Annotated in this window: 25 protein-coding genes; 16 read left to right on the top strand and 9 right to left on the bottom strand. The window is 59.3% G+C overall.

The genetic code is table 11. The features are described from left to right. Positions 1 to 15: 15 nt before the first annotated feature. From KGD89_RS03230 to KGD89_RS03215, 4 genes are all read left to right on the top strand, one after another. The gene (locus KGD89_RS03230; RefSeq protein WP_025258389.1) at positions 16 to 609 is read left to right on the top strand and encodes an IMPACT family protein; all 594 of its coding nucleotides are present in this window, start codon (positions 16 to 18) and stop codon (positions 607 to 609) included. Between the two features lie 524 nt (positions 610 to 1,133). Beyond that, positions 1,134 to 2,687 carry an ABC transporter ATP-binding protein gene (locus tag KGD89_RS03225; RefSeq protein WP_025258388.1) on the top strand — a complete coding sequence of 518 codons (1,554 nt, stop codon included), beginning with the start codon at positions 1,134 to 1,136 and terminating at the stop codon, positions 2,685 to 2,687. An 11-nt stretch (positions 2,688 to 2,698) separates the two neighbouring features. Then, a complete protein-coding gene (locus tag KGD89_RS03220) occupies positions 2,699 to 3,799 on the top strand; it encodes an ABC transporter permease (RefSeq protein WP_025258387.1) in 1,101 nt (366 codons plus the stop codon). Continuing rightward, positions 3,799 to 4,725, top strand: coding sequence for an ABC transporter permease (locus KGD89_RS03215; RefSeq protein ID WP_025258386.1), 927 nt, complete (start codon positions 3,799 to 3,801; stop codon positions 4,723 to 4,725). Before KGD89_RS03220 ends, KGD89_RS03215 begins: the two co-directional genes overlap by 1 nt. Positions 4,726 to 4,801: 76 nt before the next feature. Here KGD89_RS03215 and KGD89_RS03210 read toward each other — a convergent pair whose 3' ends face one another. Genes KGD89_RS03210 through KGD89_RS03195 form a run of 4 tightly spaced genes read right to left on the bottom strand, consistent with a single transcriptional unit; the run spans position 4,802 to position 6,788 of the window. Continuing rightward, positions 4,802 to 5,434 (bottom strand): BRCT domain-containing protein, encoded by a 633-nt coding sequence (locus KGD89_RS03210; RefSeq protein ID WP_025258385.1) that lies wholly within the window; start codon positions 5,432 to 5,434, stop codon positions 4,802 to 4,804. Continuing rightward, positions 5,391 to 5,837 carry a hypothetical protein gene (locus KGD89_RS03205; RefSeq protein WP_025258384.1) on the bottom strand — a complete coding sequence of 149 codons (447 nt, stop codon included), beginning with the start codon at positions 5,835 to 5,837 and terminating at the stop codon, positions 5,391 to 5,393. The genes KGD89_RS03210 and KGD89_RS03205 overlap by 44 nt, the downstream gene beginning before the upstream one ends. Continuing rightward, complete coding sequence (locus KGD89_RS03200; RefSeq protein ID WP_025258383.1) at positions 5,834 to 6,319, bottom strand: hypothetical protein; 486 nt, start codon at positions 6,317 to 6,319, stop codon at positions 5,834 to 5,836. The genes KGD89_RS03205 and KGD89_RS03200 overlap by 4 nt, the downstream gene beginning before the upstream one ends. A 55-nt stretch (positions 6,320 to 6,374) precedes the next feature. Beyond that, complete coding sequence (locus KGD89_RS03195; RefSeq protein WP_025258382.1) at positions 6,375 to 6,788, bottom strand: hypothetical protein; 414 nt, start codon at positions 6,786 to 6,788, stop codon at positions 6,375 to 6,377. 82 nt (positions 6,789 to 6,870) lie between these two features. Here KGD89_RS03195 and KGD89_RS03190 point away from each other — a divergent pair, with 82 nt between their 5' ends. The 3 genes from KGD89_RS03190 (at position 6,871) to KGD89_RS03180 (ending at position 9,469) form a co-directional block, all read left to right on the top strand. Continuing rightward, positions 6,871 to 7,221, top strand: a complete 351-nt coding sequence (locus tag KGD89_RS03190) for a MerR family transcriptional regulator (RefSeq protein ID WP_025258381.1) — start codon at positions 6,871 to 6,873, stop codon at positions 7,219 to 7,221. A gap of 33 nt (positions 7,222 to 7,254) precedes the next feature. Continuing rightward, entirely contained in the window at positions 7,255 to 7,941 is a 687-nt protein-coding gene (locus KGD89_RS03185; RefSeq protein ID WP_025258380.1) for an SDR family oxidoreductase, read from the top strand. Positions 7,942 to 8,110: 169 nt separating this feature from the next. After that, positions 8,111 to 9,469: an 8-oxoguanine deaminase gene (locus KGD89_RS03180; protein WP_025258379.1), complete on the top strand. Its 1,359-nt coding sequence runs from the start codon at positions 8,111 to 8,113 to the stop codon at positions 9,467 to 9,469. A gap of 83 nt (positions 9,470 to 9,552) precedes the next feature. Here the strand turns inward: KGD89_RS03180 and KGD89_RS03175 are convergent, their stop codons facing one another. Further along, complete coding sequence (locus KGD89_RS03175; RefSeq protein ID WP_025258378.1) at positions 9,553 to 10,644, bottom strand: calcium:proton antiporter; 1,092 nt, start codon at positions 10,642 to 10,644, stop codon at positions 9,553 to 9,555. A gap of 228 nt (positions 10,645 to 10,872) precedes the next feature. Between KGD89_RS03175 and KGD89_RS03170 the strand changes: the two genes are divergently transcribed. From KGD89_RS03170 to KGD89_RS03140, 7 genes are all read left to right on the top strand, one after another. Then, entirely contained in the window at positions 10,873 to 11,793 is a 921-nt protein-coding gene (locus KGD89_RS03170) for a Fe(3+) dicitrate ABC transporter substrate-binding protein FecB (protein WP_025258376.1), read from the top strand. Continuing rightward, positions 11,794 to 12,783, top strand: coding sequence for an iron-dicitrate ABC transporter permease FecC (fecC, locus tag KGD89_RS03165; RefSeq protein WP_025258375.1), 990 nt, complete (start codon positions 11,794 to 11,796; stop codon positions 12,781 to 12,783). It abuts the gene before it with no gap. Next, positions 12,780 to 13,748, top strand: coding sequence for an iron chelate uptake ABC transporter family permease subunit (locus KGD89_RS03160; RefSeq protein ID WP_025258374.1), 969 nt, complete (start codon positions 12,780 to 12,782; stop codon positions 13,746 to 13,748). The genes fecC and KGD89_RS03160 overlap by 4 nt, the downstream gene beginning before the upstream one ends. Positions 13,749 to 13,752: 4 nt before the next feature. Then, the gene (gene fecE / locus KGD89_RS03155) at positions 13,753 to 14,544 is read left to right on the top strand and encodes a Fe(3+) dicitrate ABC transporter ATP-binding protein FecE (protein WP_025258373.1); all 792 of its coding nucleotides are present in this window, start codon (positions 13,753 to 13,755) and stop codon (positions 14,542 to 14,544) included. Between the two features lie 167 nt (positions 14,545 to 14,711). Beyond that, positions 14,712 to 15,806, top strand: a complete 1,095-nt coding sequence (locus KGD89_RS03150) for a BMP family ABC transporter substrate-binding protein (protein ID WP_025258372.1) — start codon at positions 14,712 to 14,714, stop codon at positions 15,804 to 15,806. Positions 15,807 to 15,883: 77 nt separating this feature from the next. After that, positions 15,884 to 16,852, top strand: a complete 969-nt coding sequence (locus KGD89_RS03145) for a 2-oxoglutarate and iron-dependent oxygenase domain-containing protein (RefSeq protein WP_025258371.1) — start codon at positions 15,884 to 15,886, stop codon at positions 16,850 to 16,852. A 76-nt stretch (positions 16,853 to 16,928) separates the two neighbouring features. Then, a complete protein-coding gene (locus KGD89_RS03140) occupies positions 16,929 to 17,882 on the top strand; it encodes an adenosine deaminase (protein ID WP_025258370.1) in 954 nt (317 codons plus the stop codon). 51 nt (positions 17,883 to 17,933) lie between these two features. Here the strand turns inward: KGD89_RS03140 and KGD89_RS03135 are convergent, their stop codons facing one another. Beyond that, the gene (locus KGD89_RS03135) at positions 17,934 to 18,626 is read right to left on the bottom strand and encodes an ArsR/SmtB family transcription factor (protein WP_025258369.1); all 693 of its coding nucleotides are present in this window, start codon (positions 18,624 to 18,626) and stop codon (positions 17,934 to 17,936) included. A 447-nt stretch (positions 18,627 to 19,073) separates the two neighbouring features. Further along, positions 19,074 to 19,985 carry a LysR family transcriptional regulator gene (locus KGD89_RS03130; protein ID WP_025258368.1) on the bottom strand — a complete coding sequence of 304 codons (912 nt, stop codon included), beginning with the start codon at positions 19,983 to 19,985 and terminating at the stop codon, positions 19,074 to 19,076. Positions 19,986 to 20,101: 116 nt separating this feature from the next. Here KGD89_RS03130 and KGD89_RS03125 point away from each other — a divergent pair, with 116 nt between their 5' ends. Beyond that, the gene (locus KGD89_RS03125; RefSeq protein WP_025258367.1) at positions 20,102 to 21,115 is read left to right on the top strand and encodes a zinc-binding alcohol dehydrogenase family protein; all 1,014 of its coding nucleotides are present in this window, start codon (positions 20,102 to 20,104) and stop codon (positions 21,113 to 21,115) included. Between the two features lie 52 nt (positions 21,116 to 21,167). Here KGD89_RS03125 and KGD89_RS03120 read toward each other — a convergent pair whose 3' ends face one another. Beyond that, positions 21,168 to 22,364, bottom strand: a complete 1,197-nt coding sequence (locus KGD89_RS03120) for a multidrug effflux MFS transporter (RefSeq protein ID WP_025258366.1) — start codon at positions 22,362 to 22,364, stop codon at positions 21,168 to 21,170. A 91-nt stretch (positions 22,365 to 22,455) separates the two neighbouring features. Continuing rightward, positions 22,456 to 22,656: a heavy-metal-associated domain-containing protein gene (locus KGD89_RS03115; protein WP_025258365.1), complete on the bottom strand. Its 201-nt coding sequence runs from the start codon at positions 22,654 to 22,656 to the stop codon at positions 22,456 to 22,458. Positions 22,657 to 22,802: 146 nt separating this feature from the next. Between KGD89_RS03115 and KGD89_RS03110 the strand changes: the two genes are divergently transcribed. Then, complete coding sequence (locus KGD89_RS03110) at positions 22,803 to 23,183, top strand: hypothetical protein (protein ID WP_025258364.1); 381 nt, start codon at positions 22,803 to 22,805, stop codon at positions 23,181 to 23,183. Positions 23,184 to 23,228: the final 45 nt, after the last annotated feature.

Genomic DNA, 23,228 nt, shown 5'->3' with positions numbered 1-23,228 from the left:
CTGCTGGAAACCTCCATGCCTTTTACCCTCACCGGTCCTTGCGAATATCGGGAAGAAATTCGCAAAAGCCGCTTCATCACCCTCGCGGCGCCCATTGCCAGCCCGGCCGAAGCACAGGCATTCATCGAGCAAAACAGCGACCTGAATGCGACACACAATTGCTGGGCCTGGAAACTGGGTGCTCAATACCGCAGCAGCGACGACGGCGAGCCCGGTGGTACGGCTGGCAGACCGATACTGGCAGCCATCGAAGCTCAGGAATTCGATCAGGTCGTGGTGCTGGTGATTCGCTGGTATGGCGGCATCCAGTTGGGCACCGGAGGACTGGCCCGGGCTTATGGCGGCGGCGCCAACAAATGCCTGCAACAGGCAGAGCGTCTGCCGCTGATCAATCGCGAGCACTTCAATCTGGAGTGCACTTTCAGCGAACTGGCGCTGGTCAAAGTACGCCTGGCCGAATGCAACGGTCTGGTAGAAGCAGAAAACTTCACCGCCAATGGCGTGGAAATGTCGATTGCCATCGGTCCGGAACACCTCACTTCGCTGCAACGGCAACTGGCGGATCTGAGCCGTGGCAGAATCATGCTGCACCCAACACACGATCAGTAAACCGACGTTCCCGGATGTTAGGCAAACTTGCCCACATCTACTGTGCATCCGGCTGTGGATAAGCTGAGCACATCAGCCTGCACGCCTTGGCAGACGTAAGGTGCAGGCAAGTGATCATTTTTTGAACAATCGTGATCCTGCTGGATAAAAACAGTGCTAAAACAGTGTCTTGACGCTTTTTAGCACCATTGGAAACTAGCGCAGAGTCCTTTATTACCCAGGTTTCGGCTTTCACACAGTTACTGTGGAACAACCTGTGGATAACAGGTGCAAGAGTCGCGCAATCGCTTGGGGTATCGCCCTCCAGGCCTGCTGTACATTTTTTGCACAAACCCGATGATCCATAATGGCACCTGTCCTGCCCAGGGACGCCCCGAACTGGTGCCAAAGCGCTTTCGGTATATTCGCCAGAGGTCTGGAAACACGCTGCACACGCCCGCCTGACAACATTCGCCACAAACCTGACTCACTGGCCAGGATTTTGCTTTATCCCCCGGCGACCCACTCCATGATCCGAGCCTGTCATGCCAAACCACGCGCCGCCCCCGCGCCTGCAACTGCGCCATATCACCAAGCAATACCCCGGCTGTCTGGCCAACGATGCTATCGACCTGAGTATCCAGCCCGGCGAAATCCACGCCTTGCTGGGTGAAAACGGTGCTGGCAAAAGCACGCTGATGAAGATTATCTACGGCGTGACCCAGCCGGATTCAGGCTCGATCATCTGGCAGGGCGAGACGCTGAGCATGCGCAACCCGGCGCAGGCCAGAGGCCTGGGGATCGGCATGGTGTTTCAGCATTTCTCCCTGTTCGAAACCCTGACCGTCGCGCAGAACATTGCCTTGGCCATGGGCCGCTCGGCAGGCACGCCCAAGCAACTGGAGCCGCGCATTCGCGAGGTGTCGCAACGCTACGGCATGGCGCTTGAGCCACAACGACTTGTCCACAGCCTGTCCATTGGTGAACGCCAGAAAGTCGAAATCATCCGCTGCCTGATGCAGGACATCCGCCTGCTGATTCTGGACGAGCCCACTTCGGTGCTCACACCTCAAGAAGCCGATGAACTTTTTGTCACCCTGCGGCGACTGGCCGGGGAAGGCTGCAGCATTCTCTTCATCAGCCACAAACTGGGCGAAGTGCGAGCCTTGTGCCACAGCGCAACGGTGCTGCGTGGCGGCAAGGTTTCCGGGCACTGCATTCCTGCGCAATGCACCGATCTGGAACTCGCGCGCCTGATGGTCGGCGATGCCCAAGGGCTGACCGCGCAATACCAGAAGGCGCGTGGATCTGCGCCTTTCCTGCGGGTCGAAAAGCTCTCCTGGCATAACCCCGATCCCTTCGGCTGTTCGCTGCAGGACCTGTACCTTGAAGTGCGCAGCGGCGAAATCGTAGGGATTGCCGGCGTCGCGGGCAACGGCCAGGACGAACTGCTTGCCTTGCTCAGCGGTGAGCACACACTGACCAGCACACAGGCCGCGACTATCTGCTTTGCCGATGACAAGGTCGGCAACCTGCGCCCGGATGCCCGTCGCAAACTCGGCCTGGCCTTTGTGCCCGCCGAACGCCTGGGCCATGGCGCGGTGCCGGAACTGAGCCTGACCGACAACGCCCTGCTGACGGCCTTTCAACAAGGTCTGGTCAGCAACGGGCTGATCCAGCGCAGCAAGGTGCGGGCGCTGGCCGACGAAATCATTCGTCGCTTTGCGGTCAAGACACCCGATGCCCAGACTGCTGCGCGCAGCCTGTCGGGCGGCAATCTGCAGAAATTCATTCTGGGCCGCGAGATTCTGCAAAACCCGAAACTGCTGGTGGCCGCTCACCCGACATGGGGCGTCGATGTCGGCGCAGCGGCGGCAATTCATCGTGCCCTGATCGCCCTTCGTGATGCAGGTGCCGCGATTCTGGTGATTTCAGAAGACCTGGACGAACTGTTCCAGATCAGCGACCGACTCGCGGCCCTGAGCAGCGGCAAGCTTTCGCAACTGGTCCCCACCGGACAGACCGACGCCGTGCAGATCGGCGGCTGGATGGCGGGACAGTTCGATCATTCTCACCCCCAAGCCGTCGCGCTGGGTTAACGGAGCCAAACATGCTGCTTTCCCTGGAACCGCGCGGCCAGCAATCGCGCGCCATGTTGTGGTGTTCGCCCTTGCTGGCTGCCGCCCTGACGCTTGTCTGCGGCTCGCTGCTGTTCATCGGCCTGAAGCTCGATCCGTGGGTGACGCTGCATACCCTGCTGATCGCGCCGGTCAGTGACGGGTATGGCGTGTCGGAACTGATGGTCAAGACCTTGCCGATCCTGCTCTGCGCCCTCGGGCTGGCGGTCGCCTATCAGGCCCGTATCTGGAACATCGGCGCAGAAGGCCAATTGCTGCTGGGCGCACTGGCCGGCAGCGCAGTGGCAGTCAACGTGATCGATATGCAAAGCCGCTGGGCGCTGGTGATGATTCTGATCGCCGGCACGCTGGCTGGCGCTACATGGGCTGGCGTGACGGCCTGGCTGCGCACCCGCTTCAATGCCAATGAAATTCTCACCAGCATCATGCTCAACTACATCGCCCTGAACCTGCTTCTGTTCTTTGTTCACGGGCCACTCAAGGACCCGGCGGGCATGAACTTCCCGGAGTCGGCCACCTTTGGGGATGCCAGCCGCTTGCCGCTGCTGATGGAGGATGGCCGCGCCCATGTCGGTGTGTATTTTGCCCTGCTGGCGCTGGTGGCGGTCTGGGTCCTGCTGCAGCGCAGCTTTGTCGGCTTCCAGATAAAAGTGCTCGGACTGGACAAACGGGCGGCGGGATTCGTGGGCTTTCGCGAAAAACATCTGGTCTGGCTGGCCCTGTTGATCAGTGGCGCACTGGCTGGCCTGGCGGGCGTCAGTGAAGTGACTGGCCCCATCGGCCAACTGGTTCCGCAGGTATCGCCCGGTTATGGCTATGCCGCAATCACAGTGGCCTTTCTCGGACGCCTGAACCCCATCGGCATTCTGTTTTCCAGCCTGCTGATTGCCCTGCTGTACCTGGGCGGAGAGCAAGCTCAAATGACCCTCAACCTGCCACTGGCCATTACGCAACTGTTCCAGGGGATGATGCTGTTCTTCCTGCTGGCCTGTGATGTGCTGATCCTTTATCGCCCGCGCCTGAAACTGCGCTGGGCCAAACGCCAGACGGCGCCTGTCGCGGGAGCCGCATGATGGATATCGACCTGCTGAGCAATATTTTCTACGCCATGATCCGCTGCGGCACGCCGCTGTTACTGGTGGCCCTGGGCGAATTGATCTGCGAAAAAAGCGGCGTCATCAATCTGGGGCAGGAAGGCATGATGCTGTTCGGCGCGGTGATTGGTTTCATCATCGCCCTGAGCACCGGCAACCTTTGGCTCGGCGTGCTGCTGGCTATGCTGGCGGGCATGCTGCTGTCGGCGTTGTTTGCCATTGTGGCTCTGGTATTCAATGCCAATCAGGTTGCCACGGGGCTGGCGCTGACCATTTTTGGCGTGGGCCTTTCGAGCTTTGTCGGCGCGGCCTGGGTGGGTAAACCGCTGCATGGTTTCGAGCCAGTGGCGATTCCTTTCCTCAGCGATATCCCTCTGATCGGCCGCATGCTGTTTGCCCAGGATCTGCTGGTGTATCTGTCCTTCGCGCTGTTTGCCTTGGTGGCCTGGGCACTGCTCAAAAGCCGTATCGGCCTGATCATCCAGGCCGTCGGCGAAAACCCCGATGCCGCCAGCGCCATGGGCTTGCCGGTCTTGCGGGTGCGAACTCTGGCCGTGCTGTTCGGCGGAGCAATGGCAGGGCTGGCCGGCGCTTATCTGTCGCTGGCCTACACACCGATGTGGGCCGAAAACATGAGCGCCGGCCGCGGCTGGATCGCACTGGCACTGGTGGTGTTCGCCAGTTGGCGAGTCTGGCGTCTGCTGCTGGGCGCCTACCTCTTCGGCCTCGCCAGCATCCTGCATCTGGTTGCACAAGGCATCGGCCTGGCGATCCCCTCCAACCTGCTGGCAATGCTGCCGTATGTCGCGACCATCATCGTGCTGGTGCTGCTGTCGCGTGATGCACTGAGGACCAAACTGTATGCGCCGGTTTCATTGGGGCAGCCTTGGCAGGCGGGGCATTGAGGGTGCCCCAATTTCGCGAATGAATTCGCGCCTGCGCCAAACCGGATCAACTTTAGTTACGAAGACGTCTGACAGATTATCCAAACAAAGCCTGCTGCCAATGCTCTTCACTGACAATGGCAATAGGTACACCTGTCTCTCGGAGCTCTACAGCTTTCTTGATCTTGAGCCCGTAACTGCTATGAAGCCATTGGTCATTGCCAATGCTGCCAATGACAAGAAAGTTAATCTTCTTGCTGAGAGTGCCTCCAATCAGGCCACCGCGCTCAACGACCAGTGCCTCGCAGTGTTTCCTTGGACCGTACGCCATCGTGCCGGTAAACATGAAAACGTTATTTTCCCAATTGAAAGCAGGAAGTGGATTGTTGAGCGGCAAAGTGCTCGGCGTCGAAAACTTCACCGACGAGGTCTTTTGCCCACCGCCAAATTGTTTAAGCAGACTAAAGAGTTCCTGGGACTCGTCCTCATCAAGAATTCCATCGCTCAACATATTTTCCAGTCGACGATAAAGAATGTTAACCACTGGATCGTCAAGGTGAGCGAGATTGGCCTCAATCCACTCCTTGAGAAAAAGCGCCTCCATCTGATTGATCTTGCCATCAGCACACAACCCAGCGCTGATGCCGATCAAGGCATCTACAGATCGTTGATCCATCCGGGCTGCGTTAAAAAAGCGACTGTTCTGAAACTCCTGATGCAAGTCGACCATCGACCATTTCTCCATCGTTGACTGTTGCAGTGGTCTTACTGAGGTACTTCGACTGTTCCGGTGTAAAGGTGACAATCATGCCGGTTGCCGAACATGTCAGCCTGTACTCCTTGGAGAGATCAATATCGAGGTCTTCTCCTCTCAACCCCTGCCATTGAGCCAAGTACTTCAGCGACCCGAATTTTTCGCGTTTTTTCAAGGTGTGCGAAACACCGCCTTTCCACCCCAGGATTGGCAATTGGTTTGCCTGACATTGGGCTGCCAGCTCAGCCAGTACTTCGACACGCTCACGTCCGGTTTCCCAGCACTGAATCAGCCCTTTATCGTCGCTGTCCCATATTTGGGCACGGGTGAGTCCAGCTCTGATTGGCTCAATAATCTTGCGATAGACATGAGTCGTCATACTGGCTCATTACCGTTTTCAGAGGGCGGAAACTCTGTTCCGTGACGCAGATATGCGATAACTGCACTTTGGGTCGTCTCCAGAATTCGTTCATTTTTCAGACCGGTTTTCGTGTCATTGAGGCTATACAAAGCCACTTGCGCGTAACCGTCCTTACCTCTGGAAGCACGAGAAATCTGGATGGCCCTTAACTCTGTTTTCAAGGCCGCGTCCCAATCATTGGATGCAAGCGGCGTATTGAAAATGAGTGAGCGGCTGGATAAGGAAAAACTCTTTTCGTTGAACAGGCGTTTGTAACCCTTAACCCCTGACTTGTTCTCGGGTAAAAGGCTATAACCAAGAGCGGCTGTATGCACACGATGGACTGCGAATAGCCATCCGCGGAGGAAATCGCCGTCGTAAAAGTCATCGTGGGCAACCCAATCACGCTTGGGTTTGGTGGGGCGTGTTTTTAGCGGGTTTTCTGGGGCTGGTATCGACATCGGCCTCTCCATGGCCAAGGATATCCATGCTTTTTACTGGCAGCAAAAAATGATGTCAAGATGATTGCTCTTGACCGTTCTGCACCGGCCATAACTGCAAAACAGCCCAAACCAGCTCCATCACCAGAATCCCGATCAGCAGGCTGCTGGCTCCCTGCATAAGCGCGTAGCCCTGCCACGCTGCAAACAGTAATCGTCCCGCCGCGTCATAGCGTCCGAATACCGGCTGCGGATCACGGATTCGCAGTACGGCCCACACGCAGACAATCGAGCCCAGCAAATTCGCCATCAGCATGTGCATGGGCTCGAATGCCGGTAAATCGCCGGGGAGGTTCCAGTGCAGGCTCAGGGCTGATAAAGCGCCATGCAGCACAGCAAAACTCCAGGGTGTGGCGAAAGCTGCGGTGACGATCAGGTCGTACCAGGCGCTGGCACGGACTACTTGGCGGTATTGTCGGGTTTTCCACATAAAACAGGTCCTGTCGATTGAGATACCAACAGGCTAAAGGGTGGAGTACGCTCCAGGGTCAAGCTCTCAAGGATGGAATTGCATGCGCATTGGTGAACTGGCTCACGCCACCGCCGTCAGTCGCGACACGCTGCGCTTTTACGAGCAGCGCGGCCTGATTTCCGCACAGCGCACCGGCAACGGCTATCGTCATTACCCTGTGGAGACAGTGCAACTGGTGCAATTCATCAAAGTTGCGCAGCGCTTGGGATTCAGCCTGAACGAAATAGGCAATAACGTGGCCGAACTGTGGAAGGCCCCCGCGCCGGATATCGCGATTGCTCAACTGCTTGGGGAGAAGCTGACGCTGATCGACAAGCGTATTGCGGAACTGGGCGAGCTGCGCAGCGAGCTGCAAGAGCGCCTGCGCCAAAGCTGCCCGCTGAGCCCCTGAGATATTTTCTTTTCAACTGCCAAGGAGTTTTTCATGAACGCTACCAAAACCGCTCTGATCATCGGTGCATCCCGTGGCCTGGGACTCGGGTTGGTCCAGCGCCTGAGCGAACAAGGCTGGAATGTGATCGCCACCGTTCGTGATCCGCAGAAGGTCGATAGCCTCAAGGACATCCCCGGGGTTCGCATCGAGACACTGGATATCGATGAAGTCGCGTCACTGGAAGTGCTGGTCCAGAAGCTCAAGGGCGAAGTGTTCGATGTGCTGTTCGTCAATGCTGGCGTGATCGGGCCCAAGCATCAAAGCGCAGCCCAATCCACCGCCGCCGAACTGGGACAACTGTTCCTGACCAACGCCGTTGCACCGATTCGTCTGGCAGAACGTCTGGTCGACCAGATTCGTCCGCAGACCGGCGTCCTGGCCTTCATGAGTTCGGTGCTCGGCAGCGTCGCCTGCCCGGACGGAGGCGAAATCGCCCTCTACAAGGCGAGCAAGGCGGCACTCAACTCCATGACCAACTCCTTCGTCAGCAAACTGGGCGAAAACCGCCCCACCGTCCTCTCCCTGCATCCGGGCTGGGTGAAAACCGAAATGGGCGGCGAAAGCGCCGAAATCGACGTCCTGACCAGCACCACCGGCCTGGTCAAGCAACTCAATGACTACGCCGGCAAGGGCGGGCATTACTTCATCAACTACAAGGGCGAGACGATTGTCTGGTAATCGACCCTCTGGCAAGAACTGAATGGGAGGGAGCTTGCTCGCGACAGGGGTTGATTAAAAAACGATCAAAGCACTAGAATCTCGACCCCTGCCATTAGGCAACCCTGGATCAGCAGACAGGGCAAAACTGAGCTGGCTAACCTGAACCCACTTTCAGAGGAGCCGGCCCATGCCCGCGATCCGTATCTGGTTGAAAAATCCCCTTGCCGTTTTCACTGCCAATGACCTGGACGCCCGTGGCGGTCTGGTGGTCGAAGAGGGCGTGATCGTTGAGCTGCTGGCTGCCGGTCAGCCCCCTTCCCGCCCCTGCGATCAAGTGTTCGATGCCCGGGAGCATGTGCTGCTGCCGGGGTTGATAAACACGCATCATCACTTCTATCAAACCCTGACTCGCGCCTGGGCACCGGTGGTGAATCAGCCTCTTTTTCCGTGGCTCAAGACGCTGTACCCGGTGTGGGCGCGCCTGACACCGGAAAAACTCGCTCTGGCCAGTCAGGTTGCGCTGGTGGAATTGCTGCTATCGGGCTGTACCACTGCGGCGGATCATCACTATCTGTTTCCCGATGGGTTGGAACAGGCCATCGATATTCAGGTGCAGAGCGTTCGCGAACTGGGCATGCGCGCCATGCTGACCCGAGGTTCCATGAGCCTGGGCGAGGCCGAAGGTGGGTTGCCACCGCAACAGACGGTGCAACAGGGCGAAACGATCCTGGCCGACAGTCAGCGCCTGATCGAGACTTACCACGAACGCGGCGACGGCGCACAAGTCCAGATTGCCCTGGCGCCCTGCTCGCCATTTTCGGTGACGCCGCAGATCATGGCCGAGAGCGCCGCGCTGGCCGAAAAACTCGACGTGCGCCTGCATACCCACCTGGCCGAAACCCTGGATGAAGAAGACTTCTGCCTGCAACGCTTCGGGCTGCGCACGGTGGATTATCTGGACAGCGTCGGCTGGCTCGGACCTCGCACCTGGCTGGCACACGGCATTCATTTCAACCCTGATGAAATCGCACGTCTTGGCGCGGCAGGTACCGGGATCTGTCATTGCCCCAGCTCGAACATGCGCCTGGCGTCGGGCATCTGTCCGACGCTGGACCTCATCGCCGCCGGTGCGCCACTGGGTCTTGGTGTCGACGGCTCGGCCTCCAACGATGCTTCCAACATGATCCTCGAAGCGCGACAGGCGCTCTATCTGCAACGCCTGCGCTACGGCGCGCAGGACATTACCCCGGAGCTTGTACTGGGCTGGGCAACCAAGGGCTCGGCGCAACTATTGGGACGTACCGATATTGGCGAACTGGCCGTGGGCAAACAGGCGGATCTGGCCTTGTTCAAGCTCGATGAACTGCGCTTCTCCGGCAGCCATGACCCGCTGTCGGCGCTGTTGCTGTGCGGCGCTGACAGGGCTGACCGGGTAATGATCGCGGGCCGTTGGCGAGTGATAGATGGACAGGTCGAAGGCCTGGATCTGAAGAAACTGATCGCCGATCACCGCCAGGCCGCACACCAGTTGTTGCAAGCTTTGTAGGACCGAATTCATTCGGGAAGCCGGTATTTCAAACGATGGAAATGTAGCTGAATGCACAGGCCTCTTCCCGGATAAATCCGGTCCTACAGTCCCAGGCAGGAAAGCATGATGAAGGTCGCGAACAGCACGAAATGCGTCATGCCCTCGATGGCGTTGGTTTCTCCGTCATTGAGGTTGATGGCGCAGACCAGAAGCGTGATGAAGACCATCACGGTCTGCACGGGCGTCATGGCCATCTGGAACGGCTGGCCGCTGTAAAGCGCCATCGCTTCCATCGCAGGAACCGTCAGGATCACGGTGGAGAGCGAAGCGCCCAGTGCAATGTTGACCACCGACTGCATGCGGTTGGCCAGGGCGGCGCGCAAGGCGGTCAGGATCTCCGGCGCAGCAGAAATCGCCGCCACCAGAATCGCCGTCAGCACGGGCGGCGCACCGCTGCCCTCCAGCCCAAGGTCGATGGTCTTGGACATCACTTCAGCCAACGCCCCGATCACCACCACGCCCAGCACCAGTGTCACGATGGAACGTGTCAGGTTGATCGACTCGCCCTGTTCTTCAGGCTGATCCTTGCGCCTGTTTTTCTCGGGGTAGCTGTAGCTGAAAAAGTAACTGTGCGGCCCGACCTGCATACGCAGGAACAAGGTGTACAGCACAATCATCGCGCCAATGGTGAACGCCGAATACAGCTTCCAGTCCGCCTTGGGAATGAACTCTGGCACCACCATCGACACGCCCATGGCCGTCAGGATCATCACGCTGTAGGTGCGCGCCGAATTATCGTTGTAGGCCTGTTCGCCATGCTTGAGGCCGCCCATCAGGGCCGCCAGCCCGAGGATGCCGTTGATATCCAGCATCACGGCGGCATAGATCGTGTCACGCACCAGCGTCGGAGACGGCTCGTTGCTCATCATGATTGCCAGGATCACCACTTCGACCAGCACCGCCGAAAGGGTCAGGATCATGGTGCCGTAAGGGTCACCGACTTTTTCAGCCAGTTGCTCGGCATGATGCGCCACCCGCAACGAGGCACAGACGATGAAACCCACCAGCGCCAGCCCGGCAATCAGCGCGACCGTCTGGCCATTGCCCAGCAGCACATGCTCCAGGGGATAGGCGATAAAAGTGGCGATGATCGCCAGCAACAGAAACTTTTCTTGCCTGAGTAAGGAGCCCATTACATGTCCATGCCCTTGCGACACATTGTCGCGCGACATCCTTGAAGATCAGCATTGATGAAGTGGTTGAGAGTGCGGTCTGTGACAAAAGGTTTCAAAAAGTGCCATGGCTGAGAAACAGCCTCATGCGCAAATGACTTTTGATCCCGCCGTCTCGATATGAAATAGTGCCCGCCGTTTTCTTCGTGCCGCTCTGACACGACTGTCTCCGCTACAAAGGTATTGCCCATGCGTACTTCCCCCCTTTCCCGTCTGCTGGCTTGCGGCCTGTTGGCTCTCTCGGCCAGCGTCGCTCAGGCCGCGCCCATCGATATCGATGACGGCCAACACAAGGTCCATCTGCCGGACGCGCCCAAGCGTGTGGTAGTGCTGGAGTTTTCCTTTCTCGACGGGCTGGCCTCCGTGGGCGTAACGCCGGTCGGCGCGGCCGATGATGGCGATGCCAACCGCGTGTTGCCCAAGGTGCGTAAAGCCGTAGGTGAATGGCAATCGGTCGGCCTGCGCTCGCAACCCAATATCGAAGTGATTGCCCGCCTCAAGCCGGACCTGATCATTGCCGACCTGGGTCGCCATCAGGCGCTGTACAACGACCTGGCCAGCCTGGCGCCGACATTGATGCTGCCGTCGCGTGGCGAGGATTATCAGGGCAGCCTGAAATCCGCCGAACTGATTGGCGTCGCGCTGGGCAAAGGCCCGCAGATGCAGGCGCGGATCGCAGAAAACCAGAAACACCTCAAAGAAGTCGCGGCGCAGATCCCGGCCAACACTAAGGCGCTGTTCGGGGTTGCCCGTGAAGACAGCTTCTCGGTCCATGGCCCGCACTCCTACGCGGGCAGCGTGTTGCAGGCCATCGGTCTGCAAGTCCCTGAAGTGCGCAAGAATGCGGCCCCGACCGAGTTCGTCAGCCTTGAGCAGTTGCTGGCACTGGATCCGGGCTGGCTGCTGGTCGGCCATTACCGTCGCCCCAGCCTTGTCGACACCTGGAGCAAGCAGCCGCTCTGGCAGGTGCTGGGTGCAGTGCGCAACAAGCAGGTCGCAGAAGTCGATGGCGACAGTTGGGCGCGTAATCGCGGCATCATGGCTTCCGAGCAGATCGCCGATGACGCTCTTGCCATCCTCAAGGGCGGCAAGGCCGTACTGAATCCATAAATGCGCCGCTGGCTGATGGCGGCAGTGATCGCCGTGACGTGCCTGGGCCTGTTCTGGGTGTCGCTGTTCGCGCTGTCGCCCTTCAGCATCCGACAGATCGATGCGTGGAACGGCCTGTTCACTCTCGGGCGCGAAGGCGGCAACATCGCTTACATCGTGGCGCAATTGCGGGTGCCCCGAGCGGTGTGTGCAGCACTGGTCGGTGCCTGCCTTGGTGTGGCCGGAGCCTTGATGCAGGGCATCACCCGTAACCGGCTGGCTTCGCCGTCTCTGTTTGGTGTGACGGCGGGCGCGGCTCTGGGGCTGGCGTTGTTTTCCACAGGTCTTGTCACACCGCCCTTCCCCGGTGGTGCCTTGTTGATGACGGCCATTGGCGGCGCGCTGGCGTGGATCACAGTCTTCAGCCTTGGCGGCGCCTGGTCGCCTGCCACGGCTCAGGGCCGACTGGTACTGGCCGGCGTGGCAGTGGCTGCACTGTGTGCGGCACTGACCCGTCTGACCGTGATTCTGGTGGAAGCCCAGGCGCAAAGTGTCCTCAACTGGCTGGCCGGCTCACTGGCCAATGTGGGCGCAGAACAATTGCAGTTGCTCTGGCCTTGCACTTTGATCGGCCTGGTACTGGCAGTTGCCTGTGCGCCACGCCTGAACCTCATCAACCTGGGCGAAGATGCCGCACGCTCCCTGGGCGTACGGATCGGCGCGCTGCGTTTTCTGGTGTTCGTTGTCAGCCTGTTGCTGGTCGGCGCCAGTGTCTGTGCCGTGGGACCGATTGCTTTTGTCGGCCTGATTGCGCCCAACATCGCCCGCCAATGGCTGGGTAATGACTACCGCTGGCTGATCCCCATCAGCGCCGGTCTGGGTGCAGCGATTGTGCTGGCCTCCGACCTGATCAGCCGCGCCGTGGCTTTTCCGGTGGAGACGCCAGCCGGTGTCGTCACTGCGCTGATTGGCGCTCCGTTCTTTCTGTTTCTGGCAAGGCGCACGCTATGAATCAGCCACGTTCGAGATTACTGATTCTGTTCGTGCTGTTACTGCTGGCGCTGCTGCTCAGCCTGAGTGCCGGCACGGTCTGGCTGACACCCGGAGCGGTGCTCGATCACCTGATCGCCCACGACAGCAAAGACTTCGAGGTCTGGAACCATCGCCTGCCACGCGGCCTGATCGCGATTCTGACCGGCAGCGCCTTCGGGCTGGCCGGTGCCATCGTGCAAGGTGTGATCCGCAACCCGCTGGCCTCGCCGGAAATCCTCGGCGTCACTCAGGGTGCCGGGCTGGCACTGACCATCGCGATCATCGGCTTACCGCAGTTGCCGGTGGTCTGGCTGCCTTTGGTGGCGTGCCTCGGCGGTGCGGCCGGTGCATTACTGTTGGCGCTGTACAACACTGGCGTGCAGTTTTCCGGTGTCCGTTTCGCGCTGTCCGGGGTGGCGATTGCGGTCACGTTGTCGAGCATCACCGAGTTTCTGATCCTGTCCAATCCGCTGGATATCAACACCGCGCTGCTGGCCCTGACCGGCAGTTTGTGGAGTCGCAACTGGCATCATGTCTGGCTGGCACTGCCGTTTCTGGTATTGATCCCGGCCTGTCTATTGCTGGCCAAGCCCTTGAACCTGATCGGCCTGGGTGACGAAGCCGCACAAAGCCTCGGCACCGGTTTGAAGCGCATCCGCTGGCTGGCCATGGGTGGCGCAGTGCTGCTGACCAGCGCGGGCGTGGGCATCATCGGGCCGGTGGGTTTTGTCGGTCTGGTCGCGCCGCACATGGCCCGGCGTCTGGTGGGCGGTCATCATCAATACCTGTTACCCGCTTCGATGCTGCTGGGCTCGCTGTTGCTGGTGCTGGCCGACACCCTGGGACGCACGCTGATCGCACCCAGCGAGATTCCTGCCGGTATCCTCACGGCGGTGATCGGTGCCCCGTATTTCCTCTGGCTGCTGGCACGATTCAAAGGTTGATTCCATGAGCATTCTCCAGGCACAGCAACTCGACATCGGCTACGGCGATACCCGTATCGTGCAGGCGCTGTCGTTCAGTCCGCCGCCGGGCAAGGTCACGGCATTGATCGGCCCCAACGGCTGCGGCAAGTCCACCTTGCTCAAGGCGTTCGCCAGGATTCTTACCCCACAATCGGGCACGCTGAGCCTTGACGGTCAGGCCTATGCGCAGCTTTCGCCACGCGAGCTAGCGCGCAAGATTGCCTTTCTGCCGCAGGTGCTGCCAATTCCCGAAGGCGTCAGCGTGCGGCAACTCGTGGCTTACGGGCGCAGCCCCCATAACAGCCTGTGGGGACGTTTGAGCGGTGCCGACCGCAGCAGTGTCGATCAGGCCCTGCAACGCATGGAGCTGGAAGCACTGGCCGAGCGACCTCTTTCCGACCTGTCCGGCGGGCAGCGCCAGCGGGCCTGGCTGGCGATGGTCCTGGCGCAGGATGCCGCCATCGTTCTGCTGGATGAACCCACCACTTATCTGGACATCAGCCATCAGGTCGAGCTGCTGGACCTGATGCGCCAGCTCAGCGCCGAGGGCAAGACGGTCATCACCGTGTTGCACGACATCAACCAGGCCTGCCGCTATGCCGACCATCTGGCGGTGATGCAGGCGGGACGTCTGGTGGCCAGTGGAACGCCCGGCGAAGTGCTGGATGCCGAACTGGTGAGCCGGGTTTTCGATGTGCAGGTGCAGATCATGCGTGAACCGGTGGCAGGCACGCCGATGTGCATTGTCGAACGCAGCACGCGCTGCACCAGTTAGAAGCGCGGCAAGCGCTTCTGCACCTTCGGGCTGCATGCCTTGACAGGCCTTGAGGCCGGGAAACGGCAGCCCGTCACAAGTTGTCTTTGTGGTCAGTTTTTTGCATTGGCTGGAGGCATACCCCGCTTAGTCGGTCATGCCAACAAGATTGCAAGGAGCTAGACCCGATGCACCTCTCCAACCCACGTCGTCCTCTAGAAAAACTGCTGTGTGCCATGGCTGCCGTTGTCGGCCTTGGTTCCAGTCTGCTCGCTTCGGCTGCCGATCCCCTGAAAGTCGGCTTCGTCTACATCGGCCCCATCGGCGACCACGGCTGGACCTATCAACACGAGCAGGGCCGCAAGGCGATGGTCGCGGCGCTGGGCGACAAGGTCAGTAGCAGTTACGTCGAGAACGTGCCGGAAGGTGCAGACGCCGAGCGCGTGATTCGCAATATGGCCAAAGGTGGCTTCGACCTGATTTTCAGCACCTCTTTCGGCTACATGAACCCGACGCTGAAGGTCGCCAAGCAGTTCCCGAACGTGAAGTTCGAGCATGCCACCGGCTACAAGCAGGACAAGAACATGGGCACTTATCTGGCCCGCACCTATGAAGGTCGTTATGTCGGCGGCTTCCTCGCGGCAAAGATGACCAAGACCAAGAAGATCGGTTATGTCGCCTCGTTCCCGATCCCGGAAGTCCTGCGCGATATCGACGCCATCCAACTGGCACTGAACAAGTACAACCCCGGTACTGAAATCAAGGTGGTGTGGGTCAACTCCTGGTTCGATCCGGGCAAGGAAGCGGATGCCGCCAACGCGCTGATCGATCAGGGCGTGGACGTGGTGTTCCAGCACACCGACAGCCCGGCACCGATCCAGACCGCCGAGCGCCGTGGTGTCTACGCGGTTGGCTATGCTTCGGACATGGCGCACTTCGGGCCGAAGGCGGTCCTGACGTCCATCGTCAACAACTGGGGCCCACATTACATCCAGGCCACCGAAGGCGTGATTGCCGGCACCTGGAAACCTCAGGACTACTGGGGCGGCCTGAAGGAAGGCACGGTTGAACTGCCGATCAGCGATATCGTTCCGGCTGACGTGAAAGCCGAAGCCCAGAAGATCATCGCCAGCATCGAGAGCGGCGAATTCCATCCATTCACCGGCCCGATCAAGGACCAGACAGGCGCAGTGAAGATCCCAGAAGGCAAGGTCGCCACCAATGCCGAGCTGGCCTCGATGAACTACTACGTTGAAGGCATTACGGCAGAACTGCCCAAGTAATCTGCATGCGAGCAGGCCGGCATACGTCCGCCTGCTCGCCTCCTTCATGTTGCACCACGAACACTCAGGAATGGTTCATGAACCCGCTTCCCATCATCGACATCGCTCCGCTCTACACGCCTGACGAACACGCCTGGCAAGCCGTTGCCAGCCAGATCGATCAGGCCTGCCGCGAGTGGGGCTTTTTCTACATCAAGGGCCACCCGATCACGGCCCAGCGTATCGAACAGGTACTGAGCACCGGTAAGCAACTCTTTGCTCTGCCCCAGGCTGAAAAACTCAAGATCGATATCACCCAAAGCTCGCATCACCGCGGCTATGGCGCCATTGCCACCGAGCAACTGGATCCGACCCTGCCCAGCGACCTCAAGGAAACCTTCGACATGGGCCTGCACATGGATGCAGCCCATCCCGATGTGCTGGCCGGCAAACCCTTGCGCGGACCGAATCGCCACCCGGACATACCGGGCTGGGAAAGCCTGATGGAGCAACATTATCTGGATATGCAGGCCCTGGCCCAGACGCTGCTGCGGGCCATGACCCTGGCCCTGGGTATCGAACCTGACTTTTTCGATCAGCGCTTCAAGGATCCGGTCAGTGTCTTTCGCATGATCCATTACCCGCCACGCCATACCGCAACCTCCACCGAACAGCAGGGTGCCGGAGCCCATACCGATTACGGCTGCATCACGCTGTTGTATCAGGATGCCGCCGGTGGGCTGCAGGTCCGTGACGTGCGCGGCCAATGGATCGACGCACCGCCCCTTGAAGGCACGTTTGTGGTCAACATCGGCGACATGATGGCGCGCTGGAGCAACGACCGTTATGTGTCCACCCCACACCGGGTCATCAGCCCGCTGGGTGTCGACCGCTACTCCATGCCCTTCTTCGCGGAACCGCATCCGGACACCCGTATCGAATGCCTGCCAAGTTGCCAGAGCGAAGCCAGCCCCGCACGCTACCCTGTCACCACCTGCGCGGAGTTTCTGCTGTCACGCTTTGCCGACACCTATGCGTATCGGCGCGAGCAGGAGGCCATTACCTGAACTAGCGGTCAGGTTTTACCCTGCCGGTGCGCTGCATCTGTAGAATGCCGCCATCTGCACCTGATGAGAAAAGAACATGTACGACTGGTTGAACGCCCTGCCCAAGGCAGAATTGCACCTGCATCTGGAAGGCTCCCTGGAGCCTGAGTTGCTGTTCGCTCTGGCCGAGCGCAACAAAATCGCACTGCCCTGGAACGACGTCGAGGCCTTGCGCGGGGCTTATGCCTTCAACAATCTGCAAGAGTTTCTGGACCTCTACTATCAGGGCGCGGACGTGCTGCGCACCGAGCAGGATTTCTACGACCTGACCTGGGCTTACCTGCAACGCTGCAAGGCGCAGAACGTCATCCATACCGAACCCTTCTTCGATCCACAGACCCACACCGACCGGGGCATCCCGTTTGAAGTGGTACTGGCAGGCATCACCGGAGCCCTCAAGGATGGCCAGTCGCAACTGGGCGTCAGCAGCGGCCTGATCCTGAGCTTCCTGCGTCACCTGAGCGAAGAAGAAGCCGAGAAAACCCTGGATCAGGCACTGCCGTTCCGTGATGCATTCGTGGCCGTGGGCCTGGACAGCTCGGAAATGGGCCACCCGCCCAGCAAATTCAAGCGTGTTTTCGACCGCGCCCGCAACGAAGGCTTCCTGACCGTGGCCCATGCCGGTGAAGAAGGTCCGCCCGAGTACATCTGGGAAGCACTGGATCTGCTGAAGATCCAGCGAATCGATCATGGTGTACGCGCCATCGAAGACGAGCGCCTGATGCAGCGGATCATCGACGAACAGATTCCGCTGACCGTCTGCCCGTTGTCCAACACCAAGCTGTGCGTGTTCGACCATATGTCCCAACACAACATTCTCGACATGCTGGAGCGTGGCGTGAAGGTCACCGTGAACTCCGATGACCCGGCCTACTTCGGCGGTTATGTCACCGAAAACTTCCACGCGCTGCACACCCATCTGGGCATGACTCAGGATCAGGCAAAACGTCTGGCGCAAAACAGTCTGGATGCGCGTCTGGTCAAACCGTAATCAACGGCATCGCGGGCAGGCGCGCAAGGCGCTGCCCGCCATTGCGCAGCATCAGGCCGCCGAGGCTATCTTGCCGATTTCACGCTGCCCGTTGGACGAAACCTGCAACGTGCTGGACTCCTCGGTGGGGCGCAACCATCCCATCTGAATGAACAACTGCAAAAGCCCTGCACCCAGCGCGCCGCCAAGATGCGGGCTGCGCTCGCTCCAGTCCGGGCAGACACAGACCGTCTCCCGTTGTCGCAATGCCAGCGCCGGAACATAGATGCCTCGCTCGGCGAACTTGGCCATTCCCTTGCTGGTCACCTCGACCCGCTGCTCCATCTGCTCGATCCAGCCGGCCCCCAGCAAACGCTGGTAAAGCTCGGCGGCCATTTCCCCTCCCAGGTGATCGGAACAGATACGTGCGCGACGTATGGGCAACGGCGGCATGGGTTGCGCCACATTGCGGCTGATCTGGTCGGCACTGACCATCGAGGCATTGGCCAGCGCCTCCACGGCGGCCCCGATTTCAGGCGCTGCCAACCGGAAGAAACGTGTGCGCCCACGTGCCTCCTGTTTCAACAGTCCGCCACTGGCCAGTCGCGCCAGATGCGCACCTGCCGAAGACGTCGAGAGCCCCGCCATTAATGCCAACTCGTTGGCAGGACGAGCGGTACCATCCATCAATGCCCAAATCATTGCGCTACGCTTGGGGTCGGCCAGCAGTGTCGCAATCTGACTGATGCAAGGTGCATATTCCATGTATTCACTCCCTGTTGAAACATTCGTCTATAGCGATGGCATATTGATAACAATCCCGCTCCCGTAAAGTTGAAACGTGGATCCAACCTGAAATGACAAGTATAAACTCTATGACCTGCAACCCGATCAGGTAAAAGTTACATTAACCCGATCAACACCAGACATATTTGTAACGCAACGCCCGAAGTTTGCAGGACCTTCCCGAAGATGAAAACCCTAATATTTCCGTGGAGACGTCGCAATTCAAAGCCTTCCGTTCTCCGGCCTCCAGAGCACATCGCAAAAAACCGCAAGCCCTTGGTACCAAGGCAACGGAAACACTCCATCGCAGTCGTTTGCAATGCCTGTCCTTATGTTGGCACTTTGAAATTGAAAACTGTATTTACCTCTTATATTTTCCGAAGTATCCGTCAGTCTTTTCCTAAAATTCTTTAGTCTTTCAAACAACTAACGACTTGCGAGTGCAGAATGTCGCGTACATCGAGTACGAAGCATTTCGAGCAACAGATTTACCGGCTTGTTCAGTTGTACTCGATGAGCACATAACAGATTCAGCGGCACGGCTTCGCCGCGCAAATGCGGCATCAATACTTTAAGGCGTCCGGCATGGACATCGGCGGCGATATCCAGCCATGAGCGGTAAGCCACTCCCGCCCCCGCCAAGGCCCAGCGACGCACAACGTCACCATCGGGGCTGAAGCGGTTGCCGCCCACGGTCAGGCTCACTTCTCGCCTGCCATCGTGAAAGGTCCAGTGATCGTGAATCCGGTCACCGAGCATGAGCAACAGGCAATTATGCTGCGCTAGCTCGCCCACATGCTGCGGTTCGCCATGGCGAGCCAGGTAATCGGGAGACGCACACAACACCCGACGATTGTCAGGCGCCACAGGCCGAGCCACCAGACTCGAATCCCCAGGTTCGCCATAACGCAGGGCCACATCCACAGGTTGGCGAAACAGATCGTCGACCCGGTCGCCCACCAGCAGGCGTACGGACAATTGCGGGTGTTGCTGCTGAAACTCATCGAGCCAGGGCAGCAGGACATTGCGACCGAAATCCGAAGGTGCCGAGAGTTGCAGGACGCCATTGCAGCTTTCCTGATTGCTGGCCAGCAGGCGTCGACCGTCTTCCAGGCTGCCAAGGGCTGCACGAGCATATTCCAGAAAGCCTTCACCGTCGGCGGTCAGGCGCAAACTGCGCGTGGAACGTGCCAGCAGGCGCACGCCAAGCTGCTGCTCGATGCGCTTGAGTGCCGCACTGGCCACTGCCGCCGACATGTCCATGCTCCGTGCCGCCGCAGACAGACTGCCCAGATCAGCCGCCCGCACAAACAACTGCAAATCATCGAAACGCAGCATTCCAGCCCCGGATTATCAAAATAATATTGAAAGAGAGTACCGTTTTAGCGGCTTTTATCTTTAATGGAAATGGCGAATCATCTGCTCATCAACTTTCCCGTCTCAAGGAGCCTTGCATGAAAGCCATCGCCTATTACCAGTCACTGCCCATCAGCGACCTCAATGCGTTACAGGACATCGAGCTGCCAGAGCCGGTTGCGGGTGCTCGCGATGTATTGGTGAAGGTCAAAGCGATTTCCGTGAACCCCGTGGATACCAAGGTTCGGCAGAACGTCCAGCCCGAAGCCGGCGCTGCCAAGGTTCTGGGTTGGGATGTGGCGGGCGTGGTGAAAGCGGTCGGCAGCGAAGTGACGCTGTTCCAGCCAGGCGACAAGGTGTTCTACGCCGGCTCGCTGACACGGCCCGGCGCCAACAGCGAATTGCATGTGGTGGATGAGCGAATCGTCGGGCACATGCCGAAAACATTGAGTTTTGCGCACGCAGCGGCGTTGCCACTGACGGCGATTACCGCTTGGGAGCTGTTGTTCGAGCGCTTGCAGATCGCAGAGGGCCATGCTGATAAAGAGCAGAGCCTGTTGATCGTCGGCGCAGCGGGCGGTGTCGGCTCGATCCTGACGCAACTGGCTCGCCAACTGACTTCACTGAAAGTCATCGGCACCGCTTCGCGCCCGGAAACCAACGCATGGGTGCGCGACCTGGGCGCTCATGAAGTTATCGATCACAGCAAGCCGCTAAGCGAAGAACTCAAGCGCATCGGCCAGAATCAGGTGACTCACGTCGCCAGCCTGACCCAGACCGATCTGCATCTGGACCAGTTGGTGGAGTCGCTCCAGCCGCAAGGCAAACTGGGCTTGATCGATGATCCCAAGGCGCTGGATATTTCCAAGCTCAAGCGCAAGAGCCTGTCGCTGCACTGGGAGTTCATGTACACCCGCTCGATGTTCGAGACACCGGACATGATCGAACAGCACAACCTGCTCAACCGGGTCGCCGAACTGATCGACGCCGGAACCCTGAAAACCACGTTCGGGGAACACTTCGGCACCATCAACGCCGAAAACCTGCGTCGCGCCCATGAGCTGCTGGAAAGCGGCAAGGCCAAGGGCAAGATCGTGCTTGAAGGGTTCTGATAACAGGAGCGAATTCATTCGCGAATGAATTCGCTCCTGCCTGGATGCAGAATTAGCCAGACAGGGCCTGCGCATCACGGCGCGCCTGCACGCGTCGGGTATACAGCGCAACCACCGTTGCAAGCACACCACACAAGCTGATCACGACCGCCATGGGCGTTGCCGTGCCGTCATGCAGTACACCCACCAGACTCGCCGCGCCCGCCGCGACACTGAATTGCAAGCATCCCATCAGCGCCGACGCACTACCGGCCCGCGCCCACTGACCATTCATGGCGCAGGCCGAAGCATTGGGGATGATGCAGCCCAGGCTGGCAATGCAGATGAACAGCGGGACCAGCAACGGCCAGAGCTGTTCGGTGCGCAGGCTGGCAATGCCCAGCAGTGTCAGGGCTGCCGCCAGATAGACCCAGATGGTACGCAGCAACAGGAAAGCCGGGCTGCGCTTGCGCAACAGACGTGCATTGACCTGAGCCACCAGAATGAACGCCGCCGCATTCATGCCGAACAGCCAGCCGTAATGCTCGGCTGGGACGCCATACAACTTGATGAACACGAAAGGCGAACCGGCGATGTAGGAGAACATCCCGGCCATGACAATACCGCCGGTCAGGGCATGGCCGATGAAGACCCGGTCCTTGAGCAAGTTGCCGTACTGCTTCAACGCGCCACGCAGCGGCTGACGCGGAACACTGGCTGGCATGCTTTCCGGCAAACCCATGGCCACGGCCGCAAGGCACAGCGCACTGAAGATCGTCAGGCACAGGAAGATCGATTGCCAGCCAGCGACATTGACCAGCACGCCCCCCAGCATCGGCGCCAGAATCGGCGCAAGCCCCATGACCAGCATCAACTGCGAGAAGACCTTGGCCGACTCCACGGCATTGCATTTGTCACTGACAATGGCCCGCGCCAGCACCATACCGGCACAACCACCGAGGGCCTGAACGAAACGCGCTCCGATCAGCCAGTCCAGGTTCGGCGCGAAGGTGCAGGCCAGCGAAGCCAGCGTGAAGAGCGTGACACCGACCAGCAACGGAATCCGCCGACCAAAACGGTCTGCCACAGGTCCATAGGCCAGTTGCCCGATAGACAGGCCCAGGAAATAGGCTGCCAGGGTCAACTGCACGTGCTTTTCGTCGGTTCCGAAATACGCCGCCATGGCGGGGAAACCGGGAAGATAGAAGTCGATGGCCAACGGGCCAAAGGCGCTCAAGGCACCAAGAATGAGAATGGTCTTGAAATTCATTGGGGGTCCAGACGTGTGCAAGGCAGCTGGTTAGTCTAACCGGCTTGCCTTGCCCATAACGCCGGACAGGGAAAAATTAATTCAGGACTTTTCAACCATCAGGCTGTGCCTGATACCCCTCTTCGCCGATCAGTTCGATGAGCCGCTCTGTGGATAACGCACTTTGCACACGCACTTGCGAACTGGCCAGGTCGACCTGTACCTCGGCGGACGGATCATCGTTCTTGATGACCAGAGTCACTGCACGGACACAATGCCCGCACGTCATGCCTTGTACCTTCAATAACTGCATGCCGATGCTCCTTGAGTGATGGATGCGAGGCATCTTCAACCTTGTCATCGTGGCAAGGTCAAGTTTCTGTTTTTCCTGCCGGGCTGGTATTAGTTGCAGGGCTGGGCCAAGCTTCGTCATCGACGTCTACAGCAGGAGTATCAGCCATGCGCTGGTCAGTATTGAGCCTCTTCGGCATTCTCGGTCTCTTGGCCGCTTCCCCCGGCGTTCAGGCCGCTCAGGACTACGGCATCCTGATTATTTCCCGAGAGCGCCTGGAAGTCGCGACTTCCTGCGAAATCGGCATCTATATTCAGGACCAGCTGGCCGGCCGTCTGTTTCAGGAAGACTCCGTATCCTTCAACCTGCCACCGGGCGAGGTTTCGGTGCGCCTGCGCAGGCTGCCAGGCAACGTGGTCGGCTGCGCAGCCGGAATGGAGGCCCAGAGCAGCACCAAGATCAGGCTGCGCGCCGGGGATATTCTCAAGTACCGCATCGCCACCGACCTGAACGGCATGTACCTGAAGAAAGCCGACCTGAACTATTGATTCGCGCTTGACCTTGCCCATGTGGCAAGGTTGACCCTTGCAGGC

It is taken from the genome of Pseudomonas cichorii, from assembly GCF_018343775.1.
GTDB classification, from domain to species: Bacteria; Pseudomonadota; Gammaproteobacteria; order Pseudomonadales; family Pseudomonadaceae; genus Aquipseudomonas; species Aquipseudomonas cichorii.
Note: the sequence above shows the minus strand (reverse complement) of the source record. Positions and strands in the feature narration are given on the sequence as shown.